Source organism: Streptomyces amritsarensis (genome assembly GCF_001953875.1).
GTDB lineage: Bacteria > Actinomycetota > Actinomycetes > Streptomycetales > Streptomycetaceae > Streptomyces > Streptomyces amritsarensis.
The window spans coordinates 43,126-60,751 of sequence record NZ_MQUR01000018.1; the positions used below are offsets into that span (position 1 = coordinate 43,126).

Here is a 17,626-nt window from a genome sequence, read left to right on the forward strand (position 1 = left end):
GGGCAACTCCCTTGCATGCGTAGGAAGAAGTTAGCCCATCGGTGGGACAATGGTCGCATTTCGAGCGTATGTTCGGCTACCCTCTGTCGTTGATGTCCGCGCAGCTGTCGGACTACCTTGACAATCGAGGCTTTCTCCGGTGAGCTCCCTGTGTCAAGACTCTGAGTAGATCAACTTCGGGGAGTGTCTCCGTTGAGCGCCACAAGATCGTCCGCCCGAACCCAGTCCTTGGGGAAGGTGCTTTCCCTCTTCACCGGAGCGGGTGGCCTCGACGTAGGTCTGGAGAGGGCAGGTCTGGACACCGTCGCGTGCGTGGAACTCAACGGCGACGCCAGGTCCGTCCTCGCGGCCAATCGGCCGGGATGGGCCCTACCCGGCGATGGTGACGTGAACACAGCTGCCCAGCAGCTCGTACCCGGGGCGCTGGGCATGAAGCCCGGCGAGCTGGACCTCATCGCGGGGGGCCCGCCGTGTCAGCCTTTCTCCAAGGCCGCGCAGTGGGCCTCGACGGCCCGCAGTGGCATGCAGGACGACCGGGCCAAATGTGTGCACGGGATGCTCGACCTGGTGGAGAGCTTCCTCCCGAAGGCATTGCTCATCGAGAACGTCGAGGGATTCCTGCGAGGCAAAGACAATGCCTCCGAGGTCATCAGCGAGGGACTCGCTGGCATCAACGCTCGTCATGGCACGTCCTACCGGCTGGCGGCCGAGGTTGTTGACGCGGCCGACTTCGGGGTGCCGCAGCACCGGCGCCGGGCCATCGGCATCGCTTACCGGGATGGTGCGGAGGTCCACCTGCCGGAGGCCACCCACGCGGACGCGCCGATGCGGGCCTGGGACGTGCTCTGGGATCTCGAAGAGGACGAGAAGCCTTCCGCCACAGGTCAGTGGGCGGCGTTGTTGCCTTCCATCCCCGAAGGCGGCAACTATCTCCATCTCACGGCCCGTGGTGAGGGTGAGGAACTCTTCGGCTGGCGAACCCGGTACTGGTCGTTTCTGCTGAAGCTGGCCAAGGACCGGCCGTCCTGGACCCTGCCGGCATCTCCCGGACCGAGCACCGGGCCGTTCCACTGGGACAACCGGCCGCTGTCCGTCCGGGAGCAGATGCGTTTGCAGACCTTCCCCGACGAATGGCGCATCGACCACCCTTTCCGTGCCGGCCGGCGGATGGTGGGCAACGCGACACCCCCGCTCCTTGCAGAGGTGCTGGGGCGGACCATCGTGGGAGACCTCGAACTGGGTGAAGCCTCAGCCAGGACCCGCCTCTTGGAAGGAACGCCTTCTTTGTTGCCGGTGCGCCAGCCGAGGGTCCCCCGCGCCGTCGCGCCCGTCTCAATACCTGAGGCGTACCAAGCGCAGGTGGGTGCCAAGGAGGCCCATCCGGGCGAGGGCATTGGCCCTTCTCCCAGACGGTTGGTGGCGAGAGGGTGACCTGCCCCTGGTCCGTCACCGGGCGAACAATCGCCGGAGGAGGGATCAGGCCACTCACCGCGTACGCGCCCGCCCGGGCGGGTATCGGCCTGCACGGGAGAGGGGGCGGTGTGCGGGCTGTGGTGCGGGGGTTGGGGCGGGGGTTGGGGCGGGGTGCGGCCGGGGTCGGGGTGGTCGTGACGCTTGCGGTGGCCGGGTGGTTGATGTGGGTGCTGCCCGGGCCGCAGTTGGGCGCCGTACTCGGGTTGGGGCCCGTCGACGGGGTCGTCTCGGTCCACCGCTGCTACGAGGCCACCGACGCCGAGGGATACGCCACCGGTACCGACTGCACGGGCTGGTACACCCCTCGGCGGGCAGGGGAGGAGGCGCGCGAGATCGTGCTGGACACGGCCGCCGACGAGTACCGGCGGGGCACCCAGGTGGAGGTGCGGACGGCGAGGGGCAGGGCCTACGAGCTGTCGGGGACCGCCGTGTTCAACTTCGGCTCGGCGGCCGGCCTGCTGCTCGTACCGTTCCTGACGCTCGCGGCCTGGCTGTTCGCCTGCGCGCGCAGCGGCGCGGTGGAGAGCGGCGACGGCTACTTCCTCGTCTCCCTGGCCGGCCTGCTCGCCGCGATCGTGCTGGCGGCCGTGGCCGGAATCCTGGTCGGGATCGCGACCGCCGTGTTCTGACGGCGACGGAGAATCCGGACCGGATCCGGGTGTGTGACCGGCATGCCGGTCACACACCCGGCCGGGTCAGGCCTTGGCGGTCGGGCGGTAGGTGCACACGTGCACGCCCGCGGGGCTGATGGCCGTCGAGGTCAGTTCGAGGGTGTGCAGGCCGCCGTCCTGCGGGAAGATCGACTTCCCGCCCCCCAGCAGCACCGGCATGATCATGAGCCGCAGTTCGTCGACGAGGCCCTCGCTCAGCAGGGTGCGTGCGAGGGTGGGGCTGCCCATGACGACCAGGTCGCCGCCATCGCCGTCGCGCAGCTCGCGGATGCGGGCGACGGCCTTGTCCCCGTCGATGCGCGTGGTGTTGTTCCAGGTCAGCTCGTCGTCGCCGAGGGTGTCGGACACGACGTACTTCGGGATGGCGTTCATCCGGTCGGCGAACGGGTCGCCGGCCCGCTCGGGCCACGCGGCGGCCATGTTCTGCCAGGTGCGGCGCCCGTACAGCAGCGCGTCGGCCTTCTCCAGGGCCTCGGTGAAGGAGCCGCCGACGACCTCCGGGTCGAAGAAGGGCTGGGTCCAACCGCCGTGGGCGAAGCCGCCGTCGCCGTCCTCGCCCTGGCCGCCCGGTGCCTGCACGACGCCGTCGAGGCTGATGAATTCAGTGATGACGATGCGCATGGGGATCGTTCCTCTTCTGTCCGGGTCGGTGGGTACGGAAGTAAGACCGGCGGGCGCCGCGGAATGTATCGGTCCCCACGACTCTTCTTGAGTGATCCGGGTCACATCGGCGTGCGTGCGGTGTGTGGTGTGCGGTGGCGCGGTCTCGCAGGGTCTGCCGTGGCTTCGAACAGACGGGATCCGGCTGGAAACAGGTTGTCATCGGACCATTTCGGGCGGAGGGTTGGGATCGTTGTCCGTTCTGTCGCCGGACCCCGGTGAAGGTGAGACGAATGGTGCGTCACATCTGCCGATCGGACGGCGAGTCGGGTCGGAATACCTGATAGACAGTGGATATTCACGGCCAGACCGGCCGCATGCCTTTGAACGGCTCCTTGGGGGGATTGCCGCACTGTGAAGCCGCTTCACCGCCACATCGTCAACACCTCGCGCAAGGTCCTGTGCACGGCCGCGCTCGCGGCCAGCCTGACCACTGCCGCGGTCGTGTCCACTCCGTCGACCGCGGATGCGGGAGAGTCCGAACCGACCCCGGACAGTCCGCAGGCCACCGACCGAGGTGACGCCCGGCTGGACCTGCCGGACATCGTCGCCGACCCGCCGCCCGCCGCGGGGACGGGCACGCAGGAGGCCGGCGCGAGCGGCATACCCGCGACCGCCCTCGACGCCTACAACCGCGCCGAGGTCGCCGTGGCGGCGGCGCTCCCGAACTGCAAGCTGCCGTGGCAGCTGCTCGCGGGCATCGGCCGGGTCGAGTCCGTCCACGCCTCCGGCTACGGCCTCAAGGCCGACGGCTACACCGAGAAGCCGATCCGCGGCCCCCGCCTCGACGGCAACGGCTTCGCCGAGATCCGCGACACCGACCGGGGCGAGTTCGACGCGGACGTGGTCTACGACCGCGCCGTCGGGCCGATGCAGTTCATCCCCTCGACCTGGGCCACCTGGGGCGCCGACGGCAACGGCGACGCCAAGCGGGACCCCAACAACATCTACGACGCGGCCCTGGGCGCCGGCCTCTACCTGTGCGCCGGCGACCGGAACCTGTCCGTGGCCGCCGAGCTCGACAAGGCGATCCTCAGCTACAACAACTCCCGCGAGTACGTGAACACCGTGCTCGGCTACATGCGGCAGTACCAGCAGGGAGCCACCGAGGTCGCCAACCCGCCCGTCGGGAACTACCCGCCGGCGCAGCCGGGCACCCTGCCCACGCCCCGCCCGCAGACCCCGGTCACGCCGACGCCGGCCCCCAAGCCGACGCCGACTCCCACCCCCAAGCCGACCCCGACGCCCACCCCCACCCCCACCCCGACGCCGACTCCGACCCCGGAGAAGCCGGCCCCTCACCTGGCCGAGCTGACGGTGCTGGACGGTCCCGGCCTCGCCGCCGAGGCCGGTACGGCCTTCACGGTCGTCCCGCGGGTCAAGCTGCTCCTCAGCGACGGCAAGCCCGCCGCGGGCCGCGAGGTCATCTTCGCGGTCGAGGAGGATGCCACCGGCACCCTGTTCGGGACGGCGAAGTCCCTGGTGGTCAAGACGGGCGCCGACGGCATCGCCGCCGCGCCCGGCCTGAAGGCCGGCGCCACGGCGGGCACCTTCACCCTGCGCGCCTCGGCCTACGACACCACCAGCCGGCTCACCGTGAACTTCGCCGGCAAGGTCACGGCGCCCGCCGCCGACCTGCTCGCCCGCCCGGACGGCTCGAAGCCGATCGTGGCGGCCGCCGGTACGAGCATCACGGGCGTCGAGGTCCGTGCCACGGCCAAGGGCAAGGCCGTCGCCGTGTCCGGTGTCGTCGCCGGCCTGGGCCAGGAGAAGGACGGGAAGTGGGTGCCGGCCGACCCGGCGACCGCGAAGGGCCCGTACTTCAAGGACGCGACCGGCAAGAAGGCCTTCAGCCTCACCCTGGCGGCGACCGCTGCCGACGGCCGGATCGTCCTGCCGGAGCTCTTCACGGACGCCGACCTCGCCCCCGGCACCTACCAGCTCCGCCTGGTCACCCCGGAGGACGTGACGCTGATCCTCGACATCGAGATCACCGCCCCGCCCGCGGCCACCGCGAAGTGACCCCGGCGCCCGGGCCCGCACGGCCCGGGCGCCTCCGGCCCGCCCGTACTGCGCCCTGGGGCCCGCACCGTGCACACGGTGCGGGCCCCAGGGCGTGTCCGTCCCCCCCTCAGCCGGGAGGGGGAAAGGCAGGAGCCCCGCCGCTCCGCTCGCGCGGAAGTGACAGGGCTCCTTGGGTACTGCTTTTCCAACCCGCGATTGAGGTTGGCCCAGGCGACTAGGCCGGGGTGACGTTCTCCGCCTGCGGGCCCTTCGGACCCTGCGTGACGTCGAAGTTCACCGTCTGGTTCTCCTCGAGGGAGCGGAAGCCAGAGGCGTTGATCGCGGAGTAGTGGACGAAGACATCCGGGCCGCCGCCGTCCTGGGCGATGAAGCCGAAGCCCTTTTCAGCGTTGAACCACTTCACGGTTCCGGTAGCCATGAGCCCTCCTATGGGCCAAAGGGTCGCCCTGCTCCAGAACCTGCTAAGAAGTCTGAAAACTACAAAAGCCTGCGGGTCACATTCTCCGCAGGCCTCGTACTGCAAGGGAAACCAAACTGCAACTTGCGTCGAGCCTAGCACGCACCATGCGGCCGAGACCAGAGGGAAAGATCACGTCACCCGGACGTTTGAGACCCGCCTCAAGGCTGACGCAGACCGTGGGACTAGTCTCGCGATGTGGACGTCTACCGCAGCCGGCCCCGCGTCGGCCACATTCAGTTCCTGAACTGCCTGCCCCTCTACTGGGGGCTCGCCAGAACCGGCACGCTGCTGGACCTGGAGCTGACCAAGGACACCCCCGAGAAGCTCAGCCAGCGGCTCGTCGACGGTGAGCTGGACATCGCCCCGATCACCCTCGTGGAATTCCTCCGCAACGCCGACCGGCTCGTCGCCTTCCCCGATCTCGCGGTCGGCTGCGACGGCCCCGTGATGTCCTGCGTGATCGTCTCGCAGGTCCCCCTGGACCGGCTCGACGGAGCCCGTGTCGCCCTCGGCTCGACCTCCCGTACGTCCGTACGCCTGGCCCAGCTACTGCTCTCCGAGCAGTACGGCGTACGGCCCGACTACTACACGTGCCCTCCCGACCTGGGCGTGATGATGCAGGAGGCCGACGCCGCCGTACTGATCGGCGACGCCGCACTGCGGGCCTCGCTCCACGACGCGCCCCGGCTCGGACTGACCGTCCACGACCTCGGGCACATGTGGAAGGAGTGGACCGGACTGCCGTTCGTCTTCGCCGTCTGGGCCGCCCGCAAGGACTACCTGGCCCGCGAGCCCGCCGTCGTGCAGAAGGTCCACGAGGCCTTCCTCGCCTCCCGCGACCTCTCCCTCGAAGAGGTCGCCAAGGTCGCCGAACAGGCGGCCCGCTGGGAGGCCTTCGACGCGGAGCTGCTGGAGCGCTACTTCACCACGCTCGACTTCCGCTTCGGACCCGACCAGCTGGCCGGCGTACGGGAATTCGCCCGCCGAACGGGACCGACGACGGGGTATCCCGCGGACGTGTCCGTGGAACTGCTGGGCGCGGTGGTCCAGGAGTGCTGACCGGGTTTACCGCCAGGTAGATCCAAAACGCCCGGCAGGTGAATGCCCGGTTTCCCGGCAATTCCCGCCCTTTCCGCATTCCTCCGCCGGTCGGGGGAAATGCAAAAGGGTGACGGCCGCACCCTCCCCCCGCCCGCAACCCCCTAGGCTGCTGCTCGGCCGGGTGCCACAAGGCGCCCGGGACCACGGGGAATTGGGGGGACGCGATGCATCCGCTGGAAGCCGGTGAGCCGCGGACCATCGGCGCGTACCGGTTGCTCGGCCGGCTCGGCGCGGGTGGCATGGGCCGGGTGTACCTGGGACGCAGTGCGGGCGGCCGGACCGTCGCCGTCAAGATCGTGCACCCGCACTTCGCCTCCGACGAGGAGTTCCGGGCCCGGTTCCGCCGCGAGGTCGAGGCGGCCCGGCGGGTCGGCGGCGAGTGGACCGCGCCGGTGCTGGACGCGGACCCCGAGGCCCCGGTCCCGTGGGTGGCCACCGGATACGTGGCGGGGCCCTCCCTGGCCCGCGCGCTCGCCGCGCACGGGCCGCTCCCCGAACCCTCGGTACGGGCCGTCGGCGCGGGCCTGGCGCGCGCCCTGGTGGCCGTGCACGGGCTCGGGCTCGTCCACCGGGACGTGAAACCGTCGAACGTGATGCTCGCCCTCGACGGGCCCCGGCTGATCGACTTCGGGATCGCGCGGGCCATGGACGGCACCGCCTCGCTCACCTCCACCGGGGTCTCCGTCGGCTCGCCCGGCTACATGTCCCCCGAGCAGATCCTCGGCAAGGGGATCACCGGGGCGGCCGACGTGTTCTCCCTCGGCGCGGTGCTGGCCTTCGCGGCGACCGGCAGGCCGCCCTTCACCGGGGACAACTCCGCCACCCTCCTCTACAAGGTGGTGCACGAACCGCCCGAGCTCGGCGACCTCCCCGCAGGGGACCTGCGCGACCTGATCGAGGCCTGCCTCGCGAAGGCGGCCGCCGACCGGCCCGCGCCCGAGGCGGTCGCCGCCGCCCTGGCGGGGGCGCTCGGCGCCCCCGGCTGGCTCCCGGCACCCCTGGTGGAGGAGGCCAGCCGGGCCGCGGTGGCCCTCCTCGACCTCGACGCCGATTCCCCCGAGGGTGCCGCGGCAGGCGGACCGGCTCCGGCCGGCGCCGGGGCCGGGGCCGCGCCGGAGGCCGCGTCCGGCCCGGTCCCCTTCGCCGCGGGGTCGTACGCCCCCGCCAGCGGCGGCTTCGGGGCGCCGGACCCCTCGTACGGGAGCCGGGGCGCGGGCTTCCCATACGCCGCCCCGGCCGCGGGCCCGTACGCCAGCCCCACCGAGACCGCCGGCGCAGGCCCGGCGGGCGCCGCGGGCGCCGCGGCCGGGGCGGTGCCGCAGCCGCGGTCCGAGCCCGGCGGGCCGCAGGTCAGCCTCAGGGCCGCGGGGCGCCGGTTCAGCTGCACCGTCGTGCTGGCCGCGGCGGCCGTCCTGGCGGTGCTGTCCGGCGGGGTCTACTTCCTGGACCTGCTGCCGGGGCAGGGCGGCGACCGGCAGCGGGACCTGGCCGACGCCGGCGCGCGGCCCTCGGCCTCCTCGCCCGCCCCGGGCGCCTCGGCCCCGGCGCCGGTCGCGAGCTCCGCCTCGCCTGCGCCCGGGACCCGTACCGACGTCCCCAAGGAGCTCATCGGCACGTGGAAGGGCACGGTCACCACCGCCCGCCTCGGCCTGTCGTCGGAGTTCGAGATCACCATCAAGGGCGGCAAGGTCGGCGAGGTCGTCGCCCGGGACAAGTCGGTCCTCGCCGTCCTCGGCACCGACTGCAGCGGCGACTGGAAGCTCTCCTCGGCCACCGACCGCTCGCTGGTCCTGGACACCTCGGCCGGCCCCAACCCGGCCCCCGGGGTCTGCTCCAACGGCTCCGCCGACGAGCGGTTCACCCTCAACGCGGACGGGACGCTGCACTACAAGTCGGGCGACACCCCGGCAGGGAACCCCGAGGGAGATCTCAGGCGCAGCCCCTGAAACCCGCCGCCGACCCCTGGCGTAGGCTGGCTCGGTCCGGACCTTGACACAGACACACCGCCGAAAGGTGACTCCCGGTGACCGACCAGGCCGTTCTCCAGTCTGTCCTCGACCGCGCCGCCGCGGGGGGCCGGATCACCAAGGAAGAGGCGCTCGACCTCTACCGCCACGCGCCGCTGCACGCGCTGGGGCAGGCGGCCGACGCGGTGCGCCGCCGCCGCTACGCCGGCACCGAGCACATCGCGACGTACATCATCGAGCGGAACATCAACTACACGAACGTGTGCGTCACGGCGTGCAAGTTCTGCGCCTTCTACGCCGCCCCCAAGGACACCAAGAAGGGCTGGTCCCGCGACCTCGACGACATCCTGCGCCGCTGCGCGGAGACCGTCGAGCTGGGCGGCACGCAGATCATGTTCCAGGGCGGGCACCACCCGGACTACGGCGTCGAGTACTACGAGCACCACTTCGCGGCCATCAAGCAGGCGTTCCCGCAGCTGGTCATCCACTCCCTCGGCGCGTCCGAGGTCGAGCACATGGCCCGCATCTCGGGCGTCTCGGCGGAGGAGGCCATCAAGCGCATCCACGCGGCCGGCCTCGACTCCTTCGCAGGCGCCGGCGCCGAGCTGCTGCCGGCCCGCCCGCGCAAGGCGATCGCCCCGCTCAAGGAGTCCGGCGAGCGCTGGCTGGAGATCATGGAGATCGCCCACAAGCTGGGGGTGGAGTCCACCTCGACCATGCTGATGGGCACCGGCGAGACCAACGCCGAGCGCATCGAGCACATCGCGATGATCCGGGACACGCAGGACCGCACGGGCGGCTTCCGCGCCTTCATCCCGTACACCTACCAGCCCGAGAACAACCACCTCAAGGGCCGGACCCAGGCGACGATCTTCGAGTACCTGCGCATGATCGCGGTCGCGCGCCTGTTCCTCGACAACATCGCCCACATCCAGGGCTCCTGGCTGACCGTCGGCAAGGAGGCGGGCCAGCTCTCGCTGCACTACGGCGCGGACGACCTCGGCTCGATCATGCTGGAGGAGAACGTCGTCTCCTCCGCCGGCGCCAAGCACCGCTCCAACCGCCAGGAGATCATCGACCTGATCCGCAAGGCGGGCCGCACCCCGGCGCAGCGCGCGACGACGTACGAGCACCTGCTGGTCCACGACGACCCGGCGAACGACCCGGCCGACGACCGCGTGGTCTCGCACATCTCCTCCACCGCGATCGAGGGCGGCACCGCGCACCCCGAGCTGAAGCTCATCTCCGCGAACTGACGCGCCCGACACGATCACGATGCTGACGCTGCACGCCGCCGAACTCCTTGTGACCGGACCGGGGTCCGCGCCGCTGGCGGGCGGTGCGGTCCTCGTCGAAGGGGACCGGATCGCCCGTGTGGGCACGTACGAGGACCTCGGCTCGGCGCATTCGCACGCCCGGGTGCGCCGCTGGCCCGGGGTGCTCACGCCGGGGCTGCTGGTGCGCGGGGCGGACGAGCTGCTGGAGCGGACGTACTACCCGGACGACCCGTACGAGGTCACGGAGCTCGGCGCGGACCCGATCACCGGCGGGGAGGCGCTGGAGGCCCTGAAGCTGACGGAGTCGCGGTGGGGCAACAGCGCCCGGCGCGGCACGCAGCGGCTGCTGGCCCGCGGGGTGGTGGCGGTGTGCGGCCGCTTCACGGTCGCGGCGGTGCGTACGGCGGTGTCCCGCTCGGGGCTGGCGATCCTGCCGCCGGCGCCCTACGAGGGGCGGCCCGACCTGGATCCCTTCGCGGGCCGGGAGTCGGCTGCGGAGGCCTTCCACGGGGTGCTGGAGCCGGGCGCGGCGGCGCGTTTCGCGGTGTTCGCGGTGGCGGACGAGGCCGAGTTGCTGACGCGGGGCGCCACCGCGTGCGTGGCCACCGTCATCGGGGGACGGCTGCTGCACCGGCGGCGCTGAGCCCGCCGTCGCTCCCGCCGGGCCTGCTCCCGCCGGGCTCGCTCTCGGCCGCCGCGCTCTCGCCGGGCCTGCTCCCCGCCGCCGTGCTCCCGGCCGCCGCGCTCCCGCCGGGCTCGCTCTCGCCGGGTCGGCCTCCGTCGAGGGCATCCTCGCCGGGCCCGGCGTCGGCGGGCCGGCTGCCCTCCCGGGCGAGGGCGGCCAGCAGGCAGGCCTGGAGGCGGCTGATCCCGCCGAGCTTGGCCCGTATGTTCACGACGTGGAACTTGACCGTGCTGACGGACAGTTGGAGTTCCCCGGCGAGTTCCCGGTTGGAGGCGCCGGTGGCCAGGCACAGGAACACCGCGGACTCCTGCTCGGTCAGCAGGGCTTCCCACGGCTGCGCCTCGTCCTGCGCCGGCGGCCCGTCCGGCTCCTCGTACGAGGGGAACCACGCAGGGACGCTGAAGCTGACGACGCGCACGGTTCCCACTCCTCGATGCCCCCCGGTCGGCCCCTTACGGAGGCCGGCCTTTCCCTAGAGGACGGGCGGACCGGACAGGTAGGTTCCATTCGCGTCGAAGGGCCAGGCGTTCGACTTGCATCCCCCAAGGCCCTTGATCTGCTGCATCATCGCCGGGGCGGGCTTGCCGGGGCCCGGGCAGCCCTCGTGGCCGCGGCCGATCTCGTGCCCGACCTCGTGGTTGACGATCAGTGCCCGGTACTCCTCCACCGAGCCGCTGAACTGGGGCGAACCCTCCTTCCAGCGCTTGAGGTTGACCACCACGACATGGCCGACCCGGCAGTTGGTCTCGCCGATGAGCTCCGGGGTGACCACGTCGCACAGGAGGTCGGTGGTCTTCGGCGTCGCGATCTTGACGGTGAAGTCCACCGGCTGCCCCGCCCCGACGAGTTGGAAGCCGTAACGCGGGTCCCTGGTCCAGCCGCGCGGGTCCCCGAGGATCGCCTCGACGGAGCGGGCGGCGGCCTCCGGGTCTATCCCGCTGCCCTCCTCCACCTCCAGCCGCCAGCGCCGCGTCGTCCCCTTGCCCTGAGCGCTGCCGGAAGCGGACGACCCGGTGAAGGTGCCCGGCTTGCCGGGGGTCGCGGGGGCACCGGTGGACGGTGAGGGCGAGGGAGCCTGCGGCGAGGGTGCGGCGGGGGACGGCGCGGCCTCGGGGGACTTCGCCCCGCCCTGCGGGAGGGGGTTCCCGGCGGCGTCGGTGCCTTCCCCGTCCGGTGCGTCGGCCTGTGCGGCGGTGCGGCCCTTGGCGGCCGTGGTGGTCTCGTCCTCGGGCAGCAGCGCGTAGGCGGTCGCCGATACGGCGACCAGCGCCGCGGAACCGAGGAGGATCGTGCGCCGCAGCCGCCTGCGCCGCTCGGCCCGGCGCCTGGCGCGCGGGCCGTCACGGCGGGAGCGACCGGTGGAATGGCCTGCCGGCATCGTGAAGCTTCCTGTTCGCGGCGGCCACTGCCGGACCCGCCCACGGTTGTGGTCTCGATCCGGTGGGTGACCCTCACCGGGCCGCACGCTGGCAGTCAACGCGTATGCGGCGTAGCAGCGTAACTGTCCTTCGGAACAGTTCTACGGTCGGGTACGGACCCGCCACGGCGCGGTACGGCGGAGCCCGCGCCGCCGGGGCCCCTGCGGCCTGAGAGGATGGGGCCGTACCCGCCGATCCGCATCGCAACACGAGGGGCGAACGCCAGTGACAAGGGCCTCCCTGGACAAGCAGCCGCATGAAGTCGCCTCCATGTTCGACAGGGTCGCGGCGAACTACGACCTGACCAACGACGTCCTCTCCCTCGGCCAGGACCGGGTGTGGCGCAAGGAGGTCGCCAAGGCGGTCGACGCGCGCCCCGGGCAGAAGGTCCTCGATCTGGCCGCCGGTACGGCGACCTCCTCGCTGCCCTTCGCGGCGACCGGCGCGTACGTCGTCCCCTGCGACTTCTCCCTGGGCATGCTCATGGAGGGCAAGAGGCGGAACTCCTGGCTTCCGCTGACCGCCGGCGACGCGACGAAGCTGCCGTTCAAGGACGACGTCTTCGACACCGTGACGATCTCCTTCGGTCTGCGCAACGTCCAGGACACCGACGCGGCGCTGCGCGAGCTGTACCGGGTGACCAAGCCCGGCGGGCAGGTCGTGATCTGCGAGTTCTCGCAGCCCACCTGGGCGCCGTTGCGGACGGTCTACACCGAATACCTGATGCGCGCGCTGCCGCCCGTCGCCCGCGCGGTGTCCTCCAACCCCGACGCGTACGTGTACCTCGCCGAGTCCATCCGCGCATGGCCCGACCAGCCGGCGCTGGCCGGCCTGCTGCAGAAGGCCGGCTGGTCCAAGGTCGCCTGGCGCAACCTCAGCGGCGGCATCGTCGCCCTGCACAGAGGCACCAAGGCCTGACGCCGTGCCCGACGCCCTGTCCCCCGACTCCGGGTCCCTGGACTACAAGCCCCTGCTGGAGCGGATCGCCGCCGACGTCGCGCCGCTGCTGGGCAGGGGCACGCCCGCCGAGTACATCCCGGCGCTCGCCGCGGTGGACCCGCGGCAGTTCGGTATGGCCGTCGCCGATCTCGACGGCAACGTCTTCGGGGTCGGGGACTGGCAGGTGCCTTTCTCCGCCCAGTCGATCACCAAGGTCTTCGCGCTCGCCCTGGCCCTGGCCGAGGGCGGCGACAGCCTGTGGGAGCGGGTCGGCCGGGAGCCCTCGGGCAACCCGTTCAACTCGCTCGTACAGCTGGAGTACGAAAACGGCATCCCGCGCAATCCGTTCATCAACGCGGGCGCCCTCGTGGTCACCGACCGGCTCCAGACGCTGACGGGCGACGCGAGCAGCGAGGTGCTGGAGTTCCTGCGGCAGGAGAGCCAGAACCCGGACATAGGCTTCGACGCCGAGGTCGCCGCCTCCGAGCAGGGCCACGGCGACCGCAACGCGGCCCTCGCGCACTTCATGGCCTCGTACGGGAACATCGACAACCCGGTGCCCGCTCTGCTGGAGCACTACTTCTGGCAGTGCTCCATCGAGATGAGCTGCGCGGACCTGGCCCGCGCCGGGCGGTTCCTGGCCCGGCACGGGCTGCGCGCGGACGGCTCGCGGCTGCTGACGCGCAGCGAGGCCAAGCAGGTCAACGCGGTGATGATGACCTGCGGGACGTACGACGCGGCGGGCGAGTTCGCCTACCGTGTCGGGCTGCCCGGCAAGAGCGGGGTGGGCGGCGGGATCGTCGCCGTCGTCCCCGGGCAGTGCACCCTCGCCGTGTGGAGCCCCGGACTGGACGCCCGGGGCAACTCGGTCGCGGGCGTCGCCGCGCTGGACCGCTTCACGACCCTGACGGGCCTGTCCGTCTTCTGACGCCCCGGTCCGCCGCCGCCGGGACGCTCACCGGGGCGGCGGCAGGTCCCGCAGGTCCAGGGCGTAGCGGCGGGCCGGGTTCCCGCCCGGCGTGGTGAACTCCTCGGCCAGGGTCATGCCGAGCCGCTCCGCCACCGCCACGGAGCGGGCGTTGTCGGCGTGGATCATCGCCACCACCCGCTCGATCCCGGCTTCGCGGACCCGCTCCAGGGTGGCCAGCGCCGCGGCGTACGCGTAGCCGCGGCCCCAGGCCGCCCGCCCGAGCCGCCAGCCGATCTCGATCTCACCGACCGGCCCCCACGCCTTGTCCGCCGGCCAGGGCTGCGCTCCGGTGAAGCCGATCACCTCGCCGTCGCCGTCCAGCAGCGTCCACAGGCACAGGCCGAGCTGCGCGTCGTGCATGCGCTGGCGCGCGGTGAACTCCTCGTACTCCGAGAGCTCGGCGGGACCGCCGAGGAACTCCATCACATCGGCGTCGTTGAAGACGCGGTGCCAGCTGTGGGCGTCCTCATCGGTGGGCACGCGCAGCCCTACCGCCGGGAGCGGGGGCCGGGTCGGCGAAGTCGTCATCGGGGCAGCCCTTCGGATCGCGATCTCTCTCGCTGCATAGACTGCACATGTCCGGTGCCGCCTGGCACCCTTTATCGAGCCTTCGGGAGACCCCGCAGTGACCGAGCTCCTCTCCGAACACTCCGCGGACGTGATCGTCGTCGGGGCCGGGCCCGCCGGCTCGACCACCGCCTACTACCTCGCCAAGGCCGGATTGGACGTCCTGCTGCTGGAGAAGACGGCGTTCCCGCGCGAGAAGGTCTGCGGCGACGGACTGACCCCGCGTGCCACCAAGCAGCTGGTGGCGATGGGCATCGACATCTCCGAGGAGGCCGGCTGGCTCCGCAACAAGGGCCTGCGGATCATCGGCGGCGGCCAGCGGCTCCAGCTGGACTGGCCGGAACTCGCCTCCTACCCGGAGTACGGACTCGTCCGCAAGCGTGACGACTTCGACGAGACCCTGGCCCGCCAGGCCCAGAAGGCCGGCGCCCGGCTGTACGAGCGCTGCAACGTGGGCGAGCCCGTGCGCGACGCCCGTACCGGCCGCATCACCGGCGTACAGGCGAAGCTGGGCGAGGAGAAGACCCCGGTCACCTTCCACGCCCCGCTGGTCGTCGCCGCCGACGGCAACTCCTCCCGGCTGTCCCTGGCCATGGGCCTGCACCGGCGCGAGGACCGCCCGATGGGCGTCGCGGTGCGCACGTACTTCACCTCGCCGCGGCACGACGACGACTACCTGGAGTCCTGGCTGGAGCTGTGGGACCGGCGCGGCCCGCAGGACCGGCTGCTGCCCGGCTACGGCTGGATCTTCGGCATGGGCGACGGCACGTCCAACGTCGGCCTCGGCATCCTCAACTCCTCCTCCGCCTTCAAGGAGCTGGACTGGCGCGAGGTCCTCAAGGCCTGGTGCGCCTCGATGCCGGAGGACTGGGGCTACACCCCCGAGAACATGACGCAGCCGATCCGCGGCGCGGCGCTGCCGATGGCCTTCAACCGGCAGCCGCACTACACCAAGGGCCTGCTGCTGGTCGGAGACGCGGGCGGCCTCGTCAACCCGTTCAACGGCGAGGGCATCGCCTACGCGATGGAGTCCGGCCAGATCGCGGCGGACGTCATCGTGCAGGCGCAGGCCCGGTCCACGCCGGCGCAGCGCGAGCTGGCGCTGCACAACTACCCGAAGGTGCTCAAGGAGACCTACGGCGGCTACTACACGCTGGGCCGCGCCTTCGTGAAGCTGATCGGCAACCCGAAGGTCATGAAGGTCGCCACGCAGCGCGGCCTGACCCACCCGCTGCTGATGAAGTTCACCCTGAAGATGCTGGCCAACCTGACCGACCCGGCGGGCGGCGACGCGATGGACCGCATCATCAACGGCCTCTCGAAGGTGGCCCCGAAGGCCTGACGGCGCGGGCTCACGAAGGACGGCGCTCACGGATCCCCCGACCCTCCGGGTCGGGGGATCCGTGCACGGTGCGCACGCACCGGGCCAGGAGGACCAGGCCGCACACCAGCAGTGCGCCCGACACGGTCCATCCGGCCGCGAGGACGAGGGCATGCCCCGGCTTCTGCCAGGGGCGGGCGATGTTCAGCAGCCAGCCCCCGACGGCGAGGAGCCCGAGGCCGAGGGCGGCCCGGGCCGCGGTGGGATCGCCGGCCTCGCCGGCCTCACGGGGCTCGTACGGCCGGGTGCCCTGTGTGCCCACGGGACCACCACCTCCAGGGTCTGACGCTCAGGGCCTGCCCCGCCATCCTCTCAGGCCCCCCGCGGGCCGCTTCGACGCGGCCGCCGGGGCGGGTGCCGGCATCCCGTGCCGGCATCCCGTGCCCGGTGTGCGGCGAACCTCCGGGAAACGACTCCAGGGCCGGTACTCCACCCCCGAGCGGGGGAGTACCGGCCCTCGGCCGTGTCTGCTGCCGGGACCTGAGCGGGGCTCAGGGGCGGGCTCAGAGGACGCGGACGGCGCCCGTCGGCTTGTCGTAGCTCAGGCTGCGCTCGACGATGCCCGTGCTGGGGTTCTGCGCGCCGACGAACTTGCCGCCGCCGACGTAGATGGCGACGTGGTACGCGCTGCCCTTGGAGCCCCAGTAGAGGATGTCGCCCGGCTGGAGGGCGTTCAGGGAGACGGAGGTGCCGGCCGAGGACTGCGCCTGGGACATGCGCGGCAGGGAGATGCCGGCCTGGCGGTAGGCGGCCTGGACGAGGCCGGAGCAGTCGAAGGAGGACGGGCCGGTGCCACCCATGACGTAGGCCTTGCCGACCTGCGCGCGGGCGAAGTTGACGATGGCTGCGGCGGAGCCGGTCGCCGGGGCCGTCACGGTGCCGGTGCCCTGCGGGGCCTTCGCGGGGGCGGAGGCGGTCTTCAGCGCGGTGCGCTCGGAGTCGCGGGTGGCGCGCTCGGCCTCGGCCTTGCGGTCCGCCTCCTCCTTCGCCTTCTTCTCGGCGGCCTTCTGGGCCGTCTCCTTGGCCTGCTTCGCCTCGGCGGCGGCGCCGGTGCGGGCGCTCTCCTCCTGGGCGGTCAGTTCGCCTTCCACGGCGGCCAGACGGGTGTTCTCGGCGGCCGTGGTGACCGCGGAGGAGACCTCGGCGGCCAGATCCAGGTTCAGGACCGGCATTTCGAGCGTCGTCTCGGCCACGGGCTCGGACGGGGACGCGCTCGCGGTGCCGGCCATGGCCAGGGTGCTGAGGACGCCACCGGCAACTCCGGCGCGGACCGCGAGCTTCGAGGCGCTGCGGCGGGGCTTCCGGTGGCTGGGTATGTGAGCGGTGTGGGACATGAGGACTACCGCTATCAGGGCGCCAGGGGTCCCTTCAAGAAACGTGGGCTGCGCCACAGTTGCGCGCGAACGGCGCGAACCGGGCGCGTCTGGCTCCTTATTGACGCCGTAACGGGCGAAACGGACAGGCCCTCACAGGGCTGTGATCATGGGGTTTCAGTAATAAGTCCGAATTGATCCTCGGACTACCATCCCTCCGCACAGATGGCCAAGCCCGCTTTCGGAACGCCTGATTCAGAGTGGCGCAGGTCACAGAAGGATCACGCCATGCGGACGCTGTGGCCGACCCGTGACCTTCCTGTGAAGTGGGGCCCCGCCGCCGGAGGGGGTTCGTGAACGGATGCACGCACTCGACGGCCCGCCGCACCCTCGCATGCCCCGCGTCCACCTCCGTACACGCGGGCTCCCCCGACCGGGCGACGCCGATCCCCATATCATCAAGGGCCGCCGGATGCCAATTTGCCTGCACCCGCCACGGTTTGATAGGGCGGGGCGCCTTCCACCTGCGAGAACGGCCTCGAATGTCACCTTTGGTGATCATGCGGATGCTTCGCGTATGAAGATCACCACTCATCGGACTTCATGATCGTTCGTCAGGTGGTGGAGATCACAAACTCGGTGTTGTTACCCGTGTCGCAGATCACAGACGAGCAGGCATAAGATGCGCACCAGTCCGGCTTGTGAACTGCCTCACATGT

The 17,626-nt window shown here is 71.6% G+C and carries 17 protein-coding genes; 10 read left to right on the forward strand and 7 right to left on the reverse strand.

Features of this window, described 5'->3' with window-relative positions:
- The first annotated feature begins 237 nt into the window (after positions 1-237).
- Positions 238-1,431, forward strand: a complete 1,194-nt coding sequence (locus tag AVW11_RS10915) for a DNA cytosine methyltransferase (protein WP_158076125.1) — start codon at positions 238-240, stop codon at positions 1,429-1,431.
- A gap of 176 nt (positions 1,432-1,607) precedes the next feature.
- On the forward strand, positions 1,608-2,102 hold the full coding sequence (locus tag AVW11_RS10920) for a hypothetical protein (RefSeq protein ID WP_143568831.1): 495 nt from the start codon (positions 1,608-1,610) through the stop codon (positions 2,100-2,102).
- Between the two features lie 66 nt (positions 2,103-2,168).
- On the opposite strand, the gene AVW11_RS10925 is transcribed toward AVW11_RS10920, so the two are convergent.
- Complete coding sequence (locus AVW11_RS10925; RefSeq protein ID WP_076043887.1) at positions 2,169-2,765, reverse strand: dihydrofolate reductase family protein; 597 nt, start codon at positions 2,763-2,765, stop codon at positions 2,169-2,171.
- 393 nt (positions 2,766-3,158) lie between these two features.
- Here AVW11_RS10925 and AVW11_RS10930 point away from each other — a divergent pair, with 393 nt between their 5' ends.
- Positions 3,159-4,826 carry a lytic transglycosylase domain-containing protein gene (locus AVW11_RS10930; protein WP_076043888.1) on the forward strand — a complete coding sequence of 556 codons (1,668 nt, stop codon included), beginning with the start codon at positions 3,159-3,161 and terminating at the stop codon, positions 4,824-4,826.
- A gap of 217 nt (positions 4,827-5,043) precedes the next feature.
- On the opposite strand, the gene AVW11_RS10935 is transcribed toward AVW11_RS10930, so the two are convergent.
- Complete coding sequence (locus tag AVW11_RS10935) at positions 5,044-5,247, reverse strand: cold-shock protein (protein WP_030012116.1); 204 nt, start codon at positions 5,245-5,247, stop codon at positions 5,044-5,046.
- A gap of 237 nt (positions 5,248-5,484) precedes the next feature.
- Between AVW11_RS10935 and AVW11_RS10940 the strand changes: the two genes are divergently transcribed.
- The 4 genes from AVW11_RS10940 (at position 5,485) to AVW11_RS10955 (ending at position 10,277) form a co-directional block, all read left to right on the forward strand.
- The gene (locus AVW11_RS10940) at positions 5,485-6,348 is read left to right on the forward strand and encodes a menaquinone biosynthetic enzyme MqnA/MqnD family protein (RefSeq protein WP_030842460.1); all 864 of its coding nucleotides are present in this window, start codon (positions 5,485-5,487) and stop codon (positions 6,346-6,348) included.
- Positions 6,349-6,554: 206 nt separating this feature from the next.
- Entirely contained in the window at positions 6,555-8,336 is a 1,782-nt protein-coding gene (locus tag AVW11_RS10945) for a serine/threonine-protein kinase (protein ID WP_076043889.1), read from the forward strand.
- Between the two features lie 77 nt (positions 8,337-8,413).
- On the forward strand, positions 8,414-9,613 hold the full coding sequence (gene mqnC / locus AVW11_RS10950; protein WP_060179513.1) for a cyclic dehypoxanthinyl futalosine synthase: 1,200 nt from the start codon (positions 8,414-8,416) through the stop codon (positions 9,611-9,613).
- A 19-nt stretch (positions 9,614-9,632) separates the two neighbouring features.
- On the forward strand, positions 9,633-10,277 hold the full coding sequence (locus tag AVW11_RS10955) for an imidazolonepropionase-like domain-containing protein (RefSeq protein WP_076043890.1): 645 nt from the start codon (positions 9,633-9,635) through the stop codon (positions 10,275-10,277).
- On the opposite strand, the gene AVW11_RS10960 is transcribed toward AVW11_RS10955, so the two are convergent.
- A complete protein-coding gene (locus AVW11_RS10960; protein WP_076043891.1) occupies positions 10,243-10,737 on the reverse strand; it encodes a response regulator transcription factor in 495 nt (164 codons plus the stop codon). The two genes, AVW11_RS10955 and AVW11_RS10960, sit on opposite strands and share 35 nt — an antisense overlap.
- Before the next feature lie 54 nt (positions 10,738-10,791).
- Positions 10,792-11,697, reverse strand: a complete 906-nt coding sequence (locus AVW11_RS10965; RefSeq protein WP_060179516.1) for a DUF3152 domain-containing protein — start codon at positions 11,695-11,697, stop codon at positions 10,792-10,794.
- 265 nt (positions 11,698-11,962) lie between these two features.
- Between AVW11_RS10965 and AVW11_RS10970 the strand changes: the two genes are divergently transcribed.
- Positions 11,963-12,655 carry a demethylmenaquinone methyltransferase gene (locus AVW11_RS10970; RefSeq protein ID WP_076043892.1) on the forward strand — a complete coding sequence of 231 codons (693 nt, stop codon included), beginning with the start codon at positions 11,963-11,965 and terminating at the stop codon, positions 12,653-12,655.
- Between the two features lie 37 nt (positions 12,656-12,692).
- Positions 12,693-13,604, forward strand: coding sequence for a glutaminase (locus tag AVW11_RS10975; protein ID WP_030842472.1), 912 nt, complete (start codon positions 12,693-12,695; stop codon positions 13,602-13,604).
- A gap of 27 nt (positions 13,605-13,631) precedes the next feature.
- On the opposite strand, the gene AVW11_RS10980 is transcribed toward AVW11_RS10975, so the two are convergent.
- Positions 13,632-14,174, reverse strand: a complete 543-nt coding sequence (locus tag AVW11_RS10980) for a GNAT family N-acetyltransferase (protein ID WP_060179518.1) — start codon at positions 14,172-14,174, stop codon at positions 13,632-13,634.
- 97 nt (positions 14,175-14,271) lie between these two features.
- On the opposite strand from AVW11_RS10980, the gene AVW11_RS10985 reads away from it, so the two are divergent.
- A complete protein-coding gene (locus AVW11_RS10985; RefSeq protein WP_030037340.1) occupies positions 14,272-15,555 on the forward strand; it encodes a geranylgeranyl reductase family protein in 1,284 nt (427 codons plus the stop codon).
- A gap of 10 nt (positions 15,556-15,565) precedes the next feature.
- Here AVW11_RS10985 and AVW11_RS10990 read toward each other — a convergent pair whose 3' ends face one another.
- Both AVW11_RS10990 and AVW11_RS10995 read right to left on the reverse strand, forming a co-directional pair.
- Positions 15,566-15,856 (reverse strand): hypothetical protein, encoded by a 291-nt coding sequence (locus AVW11_RS10990; RefSeq protein ID WP_030842478.1) that lies wholly within the window; start codon positions 15,854-15,856, stop codon positions 15,566-15,568.
- 241 nt (positions 15,857-16,097) lie between these two features.
- On the reverse strand, positions 16,098-16,928 hold the full coding sequence (locus tag AVW11_RS10995) for a C40 family peptidase (RefSeq protein WP_030842481.1): 831 nt from the start codon (positions 16,926-16,928) through the stop codon (positions 16,098-16,100).
- Positions 16,929-17,626: the final 698 nt, after the last annotated feature.